10 protein-coding genes and 2 pseudogenes are annotated in these 15317 nt (G+C 42.7%); all 12 read right to left on the bottom strand.

All coding sequences use genetic code 11. The annotated features are described in order from the left end of the window. Positions 1–101 precede the first annotated feature (101 nt). Entirely contained in the window at positions 102–1793 is a 1692-nt protein-coding gene (locus DC498_RS20025; protein ID WP_116875943.1) for a RagB/SusD family nutrient uptake outer membrane protein, read from the bottom strand. Positions 1794–1817: 24 nt separating this feature from the next. Then, positions 1818–5099, bottom strand: coding sequence for a TonB-dependent receptor (locus DC498_RS20020; protein ID WP_165813908.1), 3282 nt, complete (start codon positions 5097–5099; stop codon positions 1818–1820). A gap of 265 nt (positions 5100–5364) precedes the next feature. Further along, entirely contained in the window at positions 5365–6537 is a 1173-nt protein-coding gene (locus DC498_RS20015; RefSeq protein WP_116875941.1) for a FecR family protein, read from the bottom strand. A gap of 70 nt (positions 6538–6607) precedes the next feature. Further along, complete coding sequence (locus DC498_RS20010; RefSeq protein WP_116875940.1) at positions 6608–7243, bottom strand: RNA polymerase sigma-70 factor; 636 nt, start codon at positions 7241–7243, stop codon at positions 6608–6610. Positions 7244–7416: 173 nt separating this feature from the next. After that, positions 7417–8460 carry an L-rhamnose/proton symporter RhaT gene (locus DC498_RS20005; RefSeq protein WP_116875939.1) on the bottom strand — a complete coding sequence of 348 codons (1044 nt, stop codon included), beginning with the start codon at positions 8458–8460 and terminating at the stop codon, positions 7417–7419. Between the two features lie 14 nt (positions 8461–8474). Next, positions 8475–9419 carry a DUF6786 family protein gene (locus tag DC498_RS20000; protein ID WP_116875938.1) on the bottom strand — a complete coding sequence of 315 codons (945 nt, stop codon included), beginning with the start codon at positions 9417–9419 and terminating at the stop codon, positions 8475–8477. A gap of 111 nt (positions 9420–9530) precedes the next feature. Next, on the bottom strand, positions 9531–10454 hold the full coding sequence (locus DC498_RS19995; protein ID WP_133176916.1) for a polysaccharide deacetylase family protein: 924 nt from the start codon (positions 10452–10454) through the stop codon (positions 9531–9533). A 9-nt stretch (positions 10455–10463) separates the two neighbouring features. Then, a complete protein-coding gene (locus DC498_RS19990) occupies positions 10464–11633 on the bottom strand; it encodes a M24 family metallopeptidase (protein WP_133176915.1) in 1170 nt (389 codons plus the stop codon). Positions 11634–11791: 158 nt separating this feature from the next. Next, complete coding sequence (locus DC498_RS19985; RefSeq protein ID WP_370443930.1) at positions 11792–13225, bottom strand: sulfatase family protein; 1434 nt, start codon at positions 13223–13225, stop codon at positions 11792–11794. Positions 13226–13324: 99 nt separating this feature from the next. Continuing rightward, positions 13325–13423 (bottom strand): annotated as a pseudogene (locus tag DC498_RS26830) (hypothetical protein); the annotation flags it as partial. Between the two features lie 202 nt (positions 13424–13625). Beyond that, the gene (locus DC498_RS19980) at positions 13626–15101 is read right to left on the bottom strand and encodes a sulfatase family protein (protein ID WP_206197704.1); all 1476 of its coding nucleotides are present in this window, start codon (positions 15099–15101) and stop codon (positions 13626–13628) included. Between the two features lie 106 nt (positions 15102–15207). After that, a pseudogene (locus DC498_RS19975) lies at positions 15208–15317 on the bottom strand (IS982 family transposase); the annotation flags it as partial.

The raw sequence follows: 15317 nt of genomic DNA, 5'->3' as shown, positions 1-15317 counted from the left end.
ATTATTTTGTTTAGCAAAAAAATCCTCCCCAACCTGATGATTTTAAAGAAGGAGTGGAAGCCACCCCTTCTTATTGTTTATGGCTTTTCAAAACTCTCAGATTAATACCCCGCGTTCTGTGGATAGCTTGGCCCCAACAAATTCATCTCTGCCCGAGGTATTGGCCAGTTAATCATATGGGGCTGCATAGTTCTCCTTGCATCAGTTCTATAAGGCAATGGTTTCTCAGGTGTATTATTAGCACCACCCGCTGTAGAATTTTCCGGACTAAGATCTCCGGGCATGCCATACCCCGCATGATCAACAATATAGTTGTAGAGCAAACCCAAACGCTTTAACATATATAGCCGCTTGCCTTCAAACGCCAATTCTCTTGCCTGCTCATTTAAAATGGAATCTATGGTAATTGCTGTTGCCGGTGTGGTACCTGCTCTTACCCGTACGGTATTTAGCTGACCTAGAGCAGTTCCTGCCATCGCATTATCTGTTGATGTTCCGATATTGCCCAGCATTAAATTAGCCTCTGCTGCAAACAGCATGGTCTCTGCCAAACGAAAAACAGCAATATTTTTTGTCTGGTTATCTTCTGTTGGTATTCCATCATCAGGAAAATATTTTTTACACCCGGCATTCATGCGTATGAAAAAACCGTTGCGATTTGCGGCTGACCCATCAAACTCTTTCCATGGTGTAGTTGATGCAAAATTCAGAACAGCTCCCAATACCTGCCCGGGTGGTAAAGTAGCTGCATCGTTGAATACATAATCCTTTATATAGTAAGCGCCTTTTATCCTGGTATCATTCGGATCTGCTGCAAGCAGGTCGCGCAGGTAGTTATTTAATGTAAGCCATCCAAATCCTCGTCCACCTTGTTCAATGGAATATTTTGAACCTGGAGTTAGTTCAGCATAGTTCGGCATAAGATTAAAATTTATTTTATGCGCCTTACCATTCTCGTTTCTCTTCCATTGCAATACCCACAGATTTTCAGTATTCTTTAAATCCCCGCGAAAAACCAACCCGGTTTGAGCAACCAGGCTATGAATTCCGGTTTGCGAAATCACGGCTTCTGCCTGTGTTTTAGCTTCCTGCCAGTTCTGTTGCCACAAGGCCACATCGGCCTTTACGTGTCTTGCTGCTGCTTGTGTTATTCTTCCAAACTCATTGGTTGTCCAGGGAAGATTTTCAATTGAGTAGGTAAGGTCTTCATTTATTTGCTTATATATGTCGGCTACAGGGGTTTTGTCCTGGATTATAGTCAATGCGTTTTCAGGTGTAGTGGGCTCCGTTGTTACGTAAATATTATTAAAGAGCCTGTATAAGATAAATATGGAATTAGCCCTGAAAAACTTCGCTTCGCCCACCAGTCTTTTCTTTGTTGATTCATCCATGCTGATTGCGTCGGCTGCTTTTACCAGTGCATTGGCTCTGTCAATGATTCTATAATATGTTCGCCAGTAATTGCTATACACTCCTCCACAATCATTATCAGGTGTGGTGCCACAAAACATTCTTCCATAATTTGCTACTTCTGCATTCCGGTTAATCGTAAGATCATCCTTTGCGTCAATTACAATAGGGTTCGAGCCGTTATTGGCGCCGTTTTCCCAAAACTCCCGTTGAAAACTATACAAGGCATTTACTCCGGCCTCAAGCCCTTCGGGTGTATTGTATACAAAGTCTGCGGTAAATTGGGTAGTAGGCTTTTCTTCCAGGTATTTTTTACAGGAAGAAGTTAGAGCAATTGCAAGCAAGGCAATTCCCCATATATTATAAAAATTATTTCGTTTCATTTTGTTCCATTTTTCATTGATGAATTAAAAACCTACATTCACACCAAAAGTGAAGCCTTTGGTATCGGGAAAGTCATTGGGATTATTTTCGGGACTGTACGATTTATAATCCGTAATGGTGACCAGGTTGTTAGCTGTAATATAAACCCTCAGGCTGCTCATTTTTAGCCTGTCCAAAGCAGATTGCGGTATATTATATCCCAGCGAAAGTGTTCGTAATCTTGTGTAAGATGCGTCTGCAATGGTAAGCAAGCCGGTATGGGGCGGAGCCTGACCGCTTGCATAATTGGGGCGTGGATGTGTAGTGGAGGGGTTTTCAGGCGTCCAGTAATCAACTTTTATTCCGTTGCGATATGATTGCAAGGTGCCTCCCTGATTAAAATCGCCCAGGTAAGGATTTCGCTTTGTTGCGCCCTGTACGATATAAAAATCAGCAAGCAGGTCAAAGTTTTTATAAGTGAGGGTTGTAGACACAGATCCAAACCAATCGGGGTTTTGGCTAATGATCACATTATCTGCATCTGTAATCCTGCCGTCTCCATCTACGTCTTTTATTCGAATGGAACCTGCTTTTAAAACAGTTAATGGTGTGAATGGCGTAACTGTGCCGCCTAATGTGCCTTGTGCAGAAGCAATGGCTTCGTCATCTGTTTGGAAGATACCGTCAAACAACATGGTACGAATCACATCTATCGGTTGTCCTACAAACCGGTTACGGGCTATATCATCCTTCGGATCCCCGTTGATATCTCCTATACCTGTTTTAAGGACTTTGTTTTTGTTTGAGGTAAATGCAGTAGTAATGCTCCAATCCCAGTTGGTATTGCGAACAATGTGACCCGTAAGCAAAATTTCAACGCCTCTGTTCTGTGACTCTCCACCGTTGGTGATCATTGAGCTAAAACCTGAAACACCGCCCAGTGAAATATCTGTAAGCAAATCGGTTGTTTGGGTATTGTAGTATTCGATTGTACCTGTGAGGCGGTTATTAAGCAGCCCGAAATCCAGTCCTGCGTTAAAGGTAGTTGATGTTTCCCATGTGAGGGTGGGATTGGGCAGTACAGTGCCTGGCAATGCTCCTGCCACAATAGCTGAACCAAAAACATAAGGCGTGTTACCTACTACGCCCAGCGTGGAATAGGGATCGAGCGACTGGTTGCCCACCGAACCGTAGCTCAACCTCAATTTTAACTGGTTAACGGCTTTGACATTTTGAAAGAATCTTTCCTTATGCATTTGCCATGCAAAAGATGCTGCCGGGAAGAATCCCCATTTTCTGCTTTCCGCGAATACAGATGCACCATCTTTTCTGGCTGTAAAGCTCAGGAGATATTTGTCCATCAGGTTATACCGGACCCGTCCCAGAAAGGAAGCAAGCCGGTACTGCTCCTCAACCCTGTTTGTTTTAAAAATGAGGGCGTTGGAAATACCGTCATATCCCAGTACATCGCTTCCAAAACCTGTACCGGTTGACGTGGTTTTAGAGGTATTGCGCTGGTTTACGGACTGCACCAGCGTTATATCAATTTTATTATTGCTGTTTATTTGCCCGTTGTAGTTAAGAATATTTTCTATAAGATATTCTTCCCGCAATGTATTGGCAACTGATGCGCTGCCATTCAACGGCAAACCAACAGAATGTTTTTTTGTTAAGTAAATTCCTTCATCTACGTTGCGGCGGCTAAGCAATGTATTGAGCTTATAAGAAAAGTTCTTACTTAGCTTGTAGTTGAGCACCATGTTTAAATTCAGCAGGTTTGTTTTTGTGTCATTGTCAGATTCTCTTATATCCCATAATGGATTTAAGGTACTGCTGCTGGCATTGGCGCCAGCTACCAGTTTGATCAGAGAACCTGTGGAATCATAAGGTCCAGTAAAAGGAGAAATCGTAATAAAGTCGAGATTATTGGTTTCCTTTCTTTGTTTGTCAGTTACGAAGCTCAGGTTAGCTTCAATGCTTGCCCTGTCGTTTATTTTCTGATCGAGGTTGATACGGAAAGAGCCTCTTTTGTAATCGGCTGTCGGGATCAGCCCTCTTTGAGTAAAGTAATTTGCACTGGTAAAGAGCTTTGTGCTTTCTGTTCCCCCCATAACGCTTACTGTATTGCTGCTGATAAGACCGCTCTGTAACACTTCATCTTCCCAGTTTACAAATCGTCCCTTTAAGAAGTTATTACCCTCCAGTCCCTGAAAATTTACATCGTCGGTCTGGTAGGTACCAAATTGAGTTCTTACGGCTTCTCTTCTTAACTCTGCAAACTCCTCTGCAGTATATAAATCAAAGTTTTTTGTGAGCTTATGAGTGGTAAGGTAAGAATTTACCCTAACGCGCATTTTGCCCGTTTTGCCTTTTTGGGTGGTAATAAGTATTACGCCATTAGAAGCTCTTGCACCATATATGGCTTGAGCTGAGGCATCCTTTAGAATCTCTATTGAAGCAATATCATCAGGATTTACGTCATTGATATTTTCTATCGGGAAGCCGTCCAGTACAATTAACGGGTCGTTTAATCCGCGAATGGATTTCTTACCTCTGATTAATATGTTGGAGTTGCCACCCGGCCTTGCAGAAAGCAAAGTTACCTGCACACCTGCAGCCTGACCCCTTATCATTTCCGCAATATTAGTAGTGGGTATGGCTTTGGCTTTATCCATATCCACTTTTGAAACGGCACCGGTAATATCGCTCTTCCTCTGGCTGCCATAACCCACCACCACTATCTGTTCTGATGTGCTTATAGAAGCTTTTAATTGAATTGAAATAGTACGGCCTGACGCCTTTACTTCTGTAGTCTCAAAACCAACATAAGAAATTACCAATATAGCATTAGGAGCAGCCTCAAGGGTAAAATTCCCATTCGCATCGGTCTTGGTTCCGTTATTTGTTCCTTTTACCAATACAGTTGCACCCTGCAGTGGCTGCCCCTTTTCGTCTGTTACCTTTCCACTTATCTGGATATCCGATGGTGGCGGAGTCGGCAATGTTGTTTCGGAAGAGGTGGGATCTGCAAGGGGTTTTCTTTTTATAACAATAGTATTTTCAGAGATGCCAAAGGTAAGGGGTTGATCTTCGAATATTATATTCAAAGCCCGTTCTAAAGGTACTCTTTTCAGATTCAGCGAAATAGTTTTGGCAGATTTGATGGTTCTGTCTGCATAAAAAAACTGATAACCGGTTTGCTTTTTTATTTCCTCGAATACTTTTTGTAGTGAAATATTTTTACCGCTGAGTGTTATTCTTTGTGAATAAGCCCTGGCACTTACCTGGAGGCAGGCTGCGATTATAAAAACTGTTGTAAGTTTCATAATCCGGATCGCTTTGGTTAATAAACCGCCGGCATCTGCTGCGGATTTACAATAAGCAGTTAAATACATATATTTGTATTGTTTGTCCGCCAGTTATGAATTTTCATACTGGCGGTGATGATGAATAAGCAAGTCGTTGCAGATTGGTTTATATCAGCATTTCAAACAACTGCCGGGAGCTGTCGTACCAGCTTCCGGTTTTTATTTGAAACAGCTATACTCTCATCCATCTCGTACAAAAAAGCAGTTGAGCATTTCTGTCATTTTAAGGTGAAACAATGATTTTCCTTCCTTCAATTGTGAAATGTACTTCTCCTGTCATCTCCAGTTTCTCAAACACTTTCGATACGGTTACACTACGAGGCAGTTGACCGGTGAAGTCAAGATTTATGTTCCCACGATATTCAATATCAACATCGTACCAGCGGGAAATCTGCCTGAGTATCGATTTTAAATCGACGGATGTATATTGAAAACGCCCGTTTTTCCAGGCTATAACATCTTCTATGTTCACATCACCGGTCACTGAAATTTCTCCTTCCTTGCTTACTGACGATTGCTGGCCAGGTGCCAGCAGGTGAGGAATCTCGTTCTTACCAGAAACCGTTACTTTTCCTTCCAGCAGCGTGGTTTTTACCGATGCCTCGTCATCATAGGCGTTTACGTTAAAATGAGTGCCCAGCACTTCCACTGCTGATGAAGTCGTTAATACCTTAAAGGGTTTTGTTTCGTCCTTTACCACTTCAAAGTAAGCCTCGCCGGTTATTTCCACCTTTCTTTCATTGTCCGCAAAAGCCACGGGGAAATGTATGGAAGACCCGGCATTAAGCCACACTTTAGTGCCATCAGAAAGTGTTACCTGGTATTGACCGCCACGGGGCGTGGCAATGGTATTATAAAGTTCAGCATTGTCTCCTGTTATATCTTTACTGTTAATGCTGTAAGAAAGTAACCCATTAGCCGTTTTATTTACGTCAATGTTTCCCTGTTTTGAAATTATACCATTGGAAATACTGTCGAGAGGAATAGATGAACCATTAGCAAGTATCAATACCGCTTTATTACCACCCGGTGCTATATCATTGTTAGGTGAAGTTGCATTGGTTATTCCGGTTGGGGCAAATCCGGGCTTTCCGGAGTTGAAAAAGAAAAAATAGGATAAACCCAAAATAATGAGTGCTGCTGCTGCGGCAGGTATATACCGGCGCCGTCTGGACTTTGTAACCTGTAACGCCTGCTTTTGCAGGATATCTTCCAAAAGCCTTTTGTGAATACGGTTCTTTATCACTTCCTCATTAAGATTATCTGTTGCAGTAATTTCAACTTCATGATCATTGAAAGAAAGATACCACTCGTCAAGAATTGCTGATTCTTCCCTGCTGATCTCCCCTGCAAGGTATTTCCCGATGAGACGCTGTATATGCTGTGGTATAGGCATAGATATACTAAGGATATGCCAGGTAAGTGTACGGGACGTAATATTCCCCCTATTCGTTTTAGAAAAAAACTTATGCCGTGATCAAAATTGTGAAAATTGCAGGTATAGTACTGATGGTGAATGACCTCGCAGCCGCTTTAATAGACTTAATGGCTTTTGTAAGCTGGTTTTCAACAGTTTTAGGAGATATGTTGAGCTTTTGGGCAATCTGCTTTGCCGACATTCCTTCGTTGCGGCTGTAAATAAAGATCAGCCTGCATCTTTCCGGCAGGCTATCCACTTGCCGTTTTACAATTTCCAGGATGCGTTTGTAGTGCAAAGAGGATTCGGGAGAAATACCCGGTTCCGGCGCTACATAAAGGTTGTTATACCTTTTTTTCCTCTCCAACTTACGAAATCGGCCAAGTACCATATACTTCGTTGCAGTGGCAAGATAACTTTCGAGCGTGTCAATCTGAATAATATGTCTGTTGTCCCATAAAGCCGTAAATACGTCATGTACAATATCTTCGGCAGTCTCTATTTCTTTTAACCTGTTATAGGCGATAGCAAACAATTGTTTCCAGTATCTGAGATAGATTTGGGTAAAGGCTGACGAACTATCCTGTTTTAGTAAAGCAAGGAGTTCTTTAGATCCGTATTGTGATAAGTTTTCCAAGTTGAACGACAAGCGATTGGAAAGGTAGGAAAAAAAGTTCATTTCCATAGTAAGATGTTTACAGCCCTTTGTATGGAATTCTTAGAAATTATTTTGTTGACGGCGTTTTCGCAGGCTGATGCAACGAAGATTTAAATCAGTCCTAAAGAAGAGCTGAACGAAAGTTGTTCGTTAACTTCATGTAACATCCCTGAACGTATATCCGGCGATGCGCCTGTTACTCAAATTCCCGCCATATTATTACCCGCGCCAATTAATACAACTGAAATGATCAGCATAATGATACCTAACCATAGATACATGCGAGTACTTGCAGTCGTTGCCTTCCATTCTTGTAATACCATACCCCAGAGATTACTAAAGATGATGATAGACGCCATATGGATACTCCAACTGGCAAAATCATATTTACCCATTTTAGCAGATCCCATTCCATAAAAAAAGAACTGACCATACCACATTAACCCGCTCAAAAAAGCGAGCCCATAGTTCCTGAATAATGTGGAGCGTGGAGACACAGTATAGTCTCCGAACGTCTTGTTTCTGGTGCTCGTAATAATATTGTAGATCAGGTTCGAACAAAAGCCACCACCTAAGGCCAACACAAAAATGGGTATATTCACAAACACCGGGTTGGTACCCATCTGCTCCGCTTTCTGTGCAATAGGTTCACCTGCCGAGATGGCAAATGCCATACAGGCACTGAAAACGCCGCCCAGCACTGCCATCGTAAATCCTTTTACCGCAGAAAATTCTTTCACAGATGCTTTCTTATCTGCATCCGACAGCAGCCTGTCTTTTAGTACTCCGGCATATCCGCACAAAAAAACGCCAACAATACACAGCAGAAACCCCATGAGAATAATGGCTCCCGGTATTGTAGTGAACAATAATACCAGCTTATCCTGCATGATTGCCGGGATAACAGTACCCACAATAGCGGAAACACCCAAACAAACAGATTGCCCTAATGCCAAACCAAGATAACGCAGTCCCAGCCCCGCTAAAAGCCCGCCAAATCCCCACAAAAAACCATAAAACCAGCTCAACACCTTTGAGCTCAAAGAACTGGAAGAAAGTATTTGCCACAGATCGGATGAAGTGATCATTCCTCCAACCGCAGGCATAATGATCCATGCAACAAACCCCAGCACGATCCAGTACGTACTCCACGACCAATTTTTTACTCCATTGTAAGGTACATAAAAACTTGCGGATGAAAACCCGCCGATAGAATGATACAGAATACCAAGTATTTGTTCCATAATAAAAACTATTGTTACAGTAACCGGTAACCGGTTTCAACATCAACCGACAGAACCATTCCCGGCGTTATCACCTCAGGACATCCACCCACCGCTTCTATCTCCATAAAATTCGAACTGTCGTTATACACACTGTATCGTACGCCACGGGATCCGGGTGCACACTGCGGATCAGCATCACTGATATCAATGTAAGATTGTGAAGAAGGTATAACCGAAGCACTGCGTTTTACCCGCAGGTTGTGTTGAACAGAATGAAATTCGATCCAGGGAACTGATGGTGCCAATCCAACCTGGAACCTTTTTTTCCCATCTGCCGGGATTTCCATTGTATCACCATGAAGTATGCATTGTGGTACGATAGTATCATCATACAGATCCCACAATTCAGATTTATCTCCACAGGGGAAGATTACTTTTCCTCCGTAATCCGTATCAAATTGACAAAGGGTCCATGGCGCTATCAGGGCTTGAGAGGAAGACAAAGGTTTTTTACCAATGTAGGTGATGGATTCTCTTACATTTACTTGCACTCCGTCATCCACTTCCGTAAGGTATATATCTCTTGCAAATAAAGTAGGTATACCAATACCACAATTGTTCACCAGGTCAATTTCTGCCTCCACGACCAATCTTCTGTTTTCAGTTTCCTTCACCTGGTAACAGGCAAACCTGATACCGGGAGAAACCCTCCATTTATCTGTGCTGTATTGATATCCCAGGCAGGTGCCTTCTGGTGCCGGCCACAATACATCTCCACCCGGATTATAATAGGTGTGCTGATCACTATGATAACGGATGGCATCTGTGTTTACCCGGTTAATAACCTCACCATTCCAGACTGTGAATAAACGACCTTCCATATCCAATGCCACCAAAACACCAGCCATATCGCTTCCTATCAAATGCGTTCGTTTTCCTGCCTGGTCAAATGCCTTTTGCAGATCATTGATGTGCATTACGCTTTATTTTAAATGAAAAATTTCTGTCAGCATGATTGTGCTGTTTGATGTACTCCTCCAACTGTCCTTCTTTTGTGTGAATCACGAATGCTTTCCTTATCATTGCGCTTACACTTTTGTTGCTTTAAACTCTCCCGCAAGTTGTCCGGCGGTTAGAAAACGTCCGCCCCGTTTGAGCAACAAAGCACACAATGCATCCAACTCTGCGATGGCTTTAGCGCCACAATTTTCTACGATGAAAGGCAACGGCGTAACCGAACACTCACCGAAATCGAGTGCGCCCTGGAGCATAGGATAAAACTCCCAGGGATGAAAATAAAAGCAGAGCACCGGTCTTTCGCCTTTATTGCAGACATAACGTAAAAAAAGCTCCGCTTTTTCCATCACAGCCTCAGCAGACTTTGTTCTGAACAAAGGCCATTGATCACGGTCCCGTTGGTAAGGATCGTTGCTTTGCATTTCCAGATCGCAGAAATTGGGGATCTCCACAATATTCATTGTACCCTTCTTTGTCCAGTCGATTGCAGATGGATGATAAGGCACAAATGGTTCCCCGTAAAAATACAAAGGCAGTGATGCATCAGATATATAACCTAAAGATTCCAGCACATTTACCACCCGGGTGCTGCCCCACAAACGGGGGCAGCGAAAACTAACCGGTTGCTTGCCTGTGATATCAGAGATGATCTTCGTCGCATCCTTTAACCTGCCTTCTACTTCGTATGGAAGAATGGGCCAATTATTGGGCAAAGGAAAAATAGGATCGCCCAGCGTTTCATGCAACAGTCCGTGACAACCTGTTTCGTGACCCGCTTGTTTTACTTTCAACACCCATTCAGGATTGTGCTGTGCTGCATGACCCGTCCAGTAAAAAGTAGCATCAATGTTATGCTTCTTCAGGATATGCAGGATGGGATCCGTTCCCTTTTGAACACCGTCATAGTAAGTAGTGTAAGATCCGATATCCGTTTCCATATCAAAGCCCAGCACTACATCAAAGGAGGTGGTATCATCAATTTGTAATTGCTTCACCACTAAAATTTAATCGTTGAGAAAATAAGCATCCAAGCGTGGGCTAAGCGGAACAATGCCGTTTTCCGTTACTTCATAACCCGTTTCAATACGTAATCCATGAAACTCCGGGTGCCCGAAGAAGCTGATGTCGACGCAAATCATCATTCCAAGTTCCAATACATCGTTGCTATGCGGTCCGAAAAATGGCGACTCCGCTTCATGTAATCCTATGGTATGTACAAAAGGACAAACCAGGTATTGCGACAATTGTTGTTCTTCAAAATAAGCACGAGCCGGTGCATCTAATTGTTTGCCGGTTTTACCAACTGCCAATCCCTCTTTGGTTCGCCTGAACGCTTCTTTCAGATGATCTACGGCTATTCGTTGCCGTTCTGTGTAAGTGCCCGATACGGGGAACACATCTCCCACCACGCCGGCATAACCATTTACTTTAGGCGATATACCCACCATCACCAGTTCTCCGTCCTGCAATAATTTGGAAGTAGCTGTAGGAACCACCGCATTGGAGCGGGCACCACTGCCAACAATGGTTCCAAATCCAAACCCGCTTGCGCCCCGGCTTCTCACGGCGTATTCGCCAGCGGCAGCCACTTCAATTTCGGATACTCCTTTTGCTGTTTTTGCTTTCATTGCATCGTAAGCAGCATCGGCAAGCTTAAATGCAGCACGTATTTGCTGTTTTTCCCATTCTGACTTTATATAACGCAAACGCACAAACGCATCGGTGATGTCCACCAATTCAACACCGCTGAAGCCCTCCACTATCTGGTGGTAGCCTGCGGCAGGCATTCGTCCCGCACCTACCAGCCCAACACGTTTGATATTACCCAGCCTGCCGGTCAACTCTTCAAATAATTTTTTGAAATCAATGATAGTGGCATTGGGATATTCTTCATCAGGTACCATAAAAACGGTAAAGTTCCTGGTTTCGGTGATCATGCTGTCCAGTTTGGCAAAAGGTTCGCTTTCGGGTCCTCCCAGGATCATAGGTTCGCCTTCCCTGGGTACCAGCACTGCACCGCTTTCAAACTGGGGACACCAGCCTGTGAGATACCAACCGTTGCCGATGTTGAATTCATCATAATACACCAGTGCGATATCCAAATTTTTCGCGGCTAATATCTCCTGCACTTTGCCGATCCTAGCTTGTGATTCTGCTTTAATTAAATAAGCCATAACTTTTTCTTTAAATGATCTTTTATTTTTTAAAATATTATAGGTCACACGTTACTGAAACAGGTATCCCCAAATTGAAAATTTTAGGGTTATTACACTGGAAAAAAAGAATGTCAACTATTTAATTTTTGACTTACTCTTATGAAGTGTATCATTCCTTAGTTGCTATAAATAATCCATGGATCATTTATATTTTTTATTTTATCAAACACCTTTTTTTTAAATTGATTAACCAGTGCAGGTTGTTCACCTGCTATATTCTTCAGTTGAAAAGGATCGGATTTGTTATCGAACAGTAAGGTCCCTGTTTCCCTGCCTTCATTATTCCGTTGCATTACAAATGTGTAACGATCATTCCTCAGCCCCCGCATTCCTCCCAGTGCATTCCAGGGATTACAAAGCAGGTAAAGTGTAAATTCAGGGGCTCCGGTCTTTTTGCCGGAGAAGTATCCCGAGAGATCCTGTCCTTCAACGGCAGATGGTATTTGTTGATGAAGCCCGATGAGAGAAAGAAGGGAAGGCATCATATCCGGCACACTGATCTGTAAATCGTTTATTCCCGGTTTTAATTTTCCAGGCCAGCGGATCACTAAAGGAATACGGAAGGATTCTTCGTAGGGAACTACTTTGGCCATAAGCCCGTGACTTCCCATCATTTCACCGTGATCCGAAGTGAATACAACTATTGTATTTTCTGCCTGCCCGCTGGCTTCCAGTGCTTTCAATATCCGTCCGACCTGTTCGTCCACACCCGTTACACAGGCAAAATAATCGGCCACACTTTGCCGGGCAACATTGCCTTGCTCTCCTCCAGGGACATTAGGCCTGTTTAATAGCTTTTTAACAGGGATATCTTCGTATATCTTTTTATATTTTTCCGGAACTTCATTATAGGGACTGTGGGGCGGGTTCATCGAAATGAATAGAGCCCATGGCTTATCTGTGTTAGACCCTATAAAGTTGATCGCCACATCCGCTTCGTGTTCCGGCGACCATTTCCCGGCAAACAAAGTGTCTTCAACCGGCGAATCGTTTACCCAGTAATAAGGATTGAGATGTTCATTGTAACACCCGTAAGCATGCCAGAAATCAAAGCCATGCCTTTTTTTCCCGGGGGGAGTGTATGTATCCCATATACTATCTCTCCAGTCATCAACATCCGGACCTTTGGGCGCATCAAGATGCCATTTGCCTATATAACCACAATAATACCCGTTACTTTTCAGCACATCAGAAAAACAGGTTTCATCTTCATGTAAAAAATTCTGATACTTACGAGTACTCGTATTACAGTTTGTCAGAAGATTATTTGAAAAACAATACTTCCCGGTCATCAGCATTCCCCTGTAAGGAGTACATATCGGGCGATTGCTCACGGCATTGACAAACACAACACCTTCTTTGGCCAACTTGTCTATAAAAGGGGTTTTTACAGGATCCTCTTTCATAAAACCCATTGCCTGGGCACGAAACTGATCAGGAAAGATAAAAAGCAGGTTTGGCTGCTTTACAGATTCCTTTGAAACATTCCCAATAGAGAGTGCAGAAAGAATTTCCACCAGCAAAAAAAAATGATTCACCGGGAATAACATATTCATTGTTCTGTTTTGTTTTAGTATTGAAAAGCTTTTTGCGGTCTTAATACCGGTAATACCTTTTAGCCTGATATCCTCCGCCAACGCCCCGATCATGATTTCAAACTCACCGGGCTCAACTATGTAATGCATGTTTTTATCCCAGAGGCCAAGCTCGTTGCATGGAATTGAATAGCTAAGCGTGGCGGTTTTTGATGGATGTAGCTCTTTTTTTTAATCCTCTCAGTACTTTAACCGGCGTTGTTACGGAGCTTATCCCAGGGAATACTATACGGACGACCGTGAACCGCCACCGGTATAATAGCCAAAAGATCGTTCGAATAAATTGATATATTCCCATTGCTGATGAAATAAACTATATAAGAAATTACTTTTCGATACCAAAAACAATTTATACTTAATGAATTTGAGTCACCGGAACAGGATGGTCAACCCGGCCACATGACCTGACATTCCTGCCCGGTTTATTCAAATCGCCCAAATCACATCTTGCTTTCTCCACATATTCCATTAATTTTTTTACAATGAGCGGATTGTCTTTAGCTACATTCCGTTCTGAAGAAATATCCTCCACTACATTGTAAAGTAAAAATTCAGGTGCCTGTCCCTTCACAAAATGTGGATGGGTTTGAAAAGAATCCAAAGGAACAAACAACTTCCATGCGCCGCTCCTTACAGCCTGCAGTTGAGTTTGTTCATAATAATAAAAAGCTTCATAGGGGGATTTCGAGCCGGGTAATCCTGCTATAAGAGGCCAGATATTATGCCCGTCAAGAATACGGTCGTCGGGAATATTTCTTCCTGCGAGATAAGAAAAAGTGGGTAATATATCCATAGTGGTAGCCAATTCACTGCAGGCAGATGCTTTCAAAATAGTACCTGGCCACCACATCAATAAGGGGATACGAAATCCTCCTTCTGCAGTAGTATATCCTCGTCCGAATAACGGCCGGTTGGTTCCTATTTCTGTACCATTCATATTACTACCCATAGGCGCTCCATTATCTGAAGTGAATATCAATAGTGTATTTTCAGCAATTCCCAATGCTTTCAGCTTCTCCATGATCTGCCCCACCGACCAGTCGAGCTCTTCAATACTGTCGCCCCAGGGCCCGCTCTTACTTTTCCCTCTGAATGCCTCACTTGAAAAAGGTTTCGTAGTACTTCCCGGCATCGCTTGTGCCAGATATAAAAAGAAATGTTCCTTGTGGTGTTGTTGAATAAAATCCAGTGCTTTTTCGGTATAGTCCTTCGTCAAATTATTCCTGTCTACCCCTTCTATTAATACTTTCTCATTCCACATCAGGGGAAGGTCCGGCCATTGGGTATCGCCGTATTTCTTCCCGGTCTGTTTTCCCAGTTCCTTAGTCATATCATCACTATAAGGGATTCCATAGAAATAATCGAATCCCTGTCTTGTGGGCAGAAAGGGGAGTTGATCTCCTAAGTGCCACTTCCCGATAAGCCCGGTGGCATATCCTGCATCTTTCAAAATTTCAGCCACTGTAATCTCACCGGGATTTAAGCCGTAAGGAGAGACTGGTCTTAATACCTGCCCGTCTCTCTCATTCCAGGCTAAGCCAATCCTTTGTGCATAACAACCCGTCATTAAAGAAGCACGGGATGGAGTACATACACCGGAAGTGGAGTAAAAGTGTGTGAACTTCCTTCCCTCCCTGGCCATTTTATCTAAATTGGGAGTTCGGTTTATTTTTGATCCAAACGGACCAATATCACCATATCCAAGATTATCACAGGAGATTAGTATAAAGTTTGGAGGGAAAGAATTTTTTTTCTGTCCTGTGGCGAGATGGAATAACGCCATTAAAAAAATTGACAGATAAAAGGGTTTCACCGGGAACAATATATTCATTGTTCGATATTTTTTTCTTTTTAAGACTCGCAAAGTTTTATACCTTTTTTCACAGTCCTGACAACTTTCCGGAATGGTCTAAGTATTAGTTAATTCAAGTTGCTATTTAATCGGTAATTTTATTGAGTGTAAAGGCTAGAATAAACATCACCAGTTTTATCAAAAATCCTTTAAAAGTCACTGCATGAATTTTTCTTAGGAATAATCCTTTTATCT

Origin of the sequence: Terrimonas sp. (assembly GCF_003075435.1) — a bacterium.
GTDB lineage: Bacteria > Bacteroidota > Bacteroidia > Chitinophagales > Chitinophagaceae > Agriterribacter.
Note: the sequence above shows the minus strand (reverse complement) of the source record. Positions and strands in the feature narration are given on the sequence as shown.

Coding starts and splice junctions, on each gene's coding strand:
- DC498_RS20025 (WP_116875943.1), bottom strand. CDS start 1,793: ATGAAACGAAATAATTTTTATAATATATGGGGAATTGCCTTGCTTGCA.
- DC498_RS20020 (WP_165813908.1), bottom strand. CDS start 5,099: ATGAAACTTACAACAGTTTTTATAATCGCAGCCTGCCTCCAGGTAAGT.
- DC498_RS20015 (WP_116875941.1), bottom strand. CDS start 6,537: ATGCCTATACCACAGCATATACAGCGTCTCATCGGGAAATACCTTGCA.
- DC498_RS20010 (WP_116875940.1), bottom strand. CDS start 7,243: ATGGAAATGAACTTTTTTTCCTACCTTTCCAATCGCTTGTCGTTCAAC.
- DC498_RS20005 (WP_116875939.1), bottom strand. CDS start 8,460: ATGGAACAAATACTTGGTATTCTGTATCATTCTATCGGCGGGTTTTCA.
- DC498_RS20000 (WP_116875938.1), bottom strand. CDS start 9,419: ATGCACATCAATGATCTGCAAAAGGCATTTGACCAGGCAGGAAAACGA.
- DC498_RS19990 (WP_133176915.1), bottom strand. CDS start 11,633: ATGGCTTATTTAATTAAAGCAGAATCACAAGCTAGGATCGGCAAAGTG.
- DC498_RS19985 (WP_370443930.1), bottom strand. CDS start 13,225: ATGTTATTCCCGGTGAATCATTTTTTTTTGCTGGTGGAAATTCTTTCT.
- DC498_RS19980 (WP_206197704.1), bottom strand. CDS start 15,101: ATGAATATATTGTTCCCGGTGAAACCCTTTTATCTGTCAATTTTTTTA.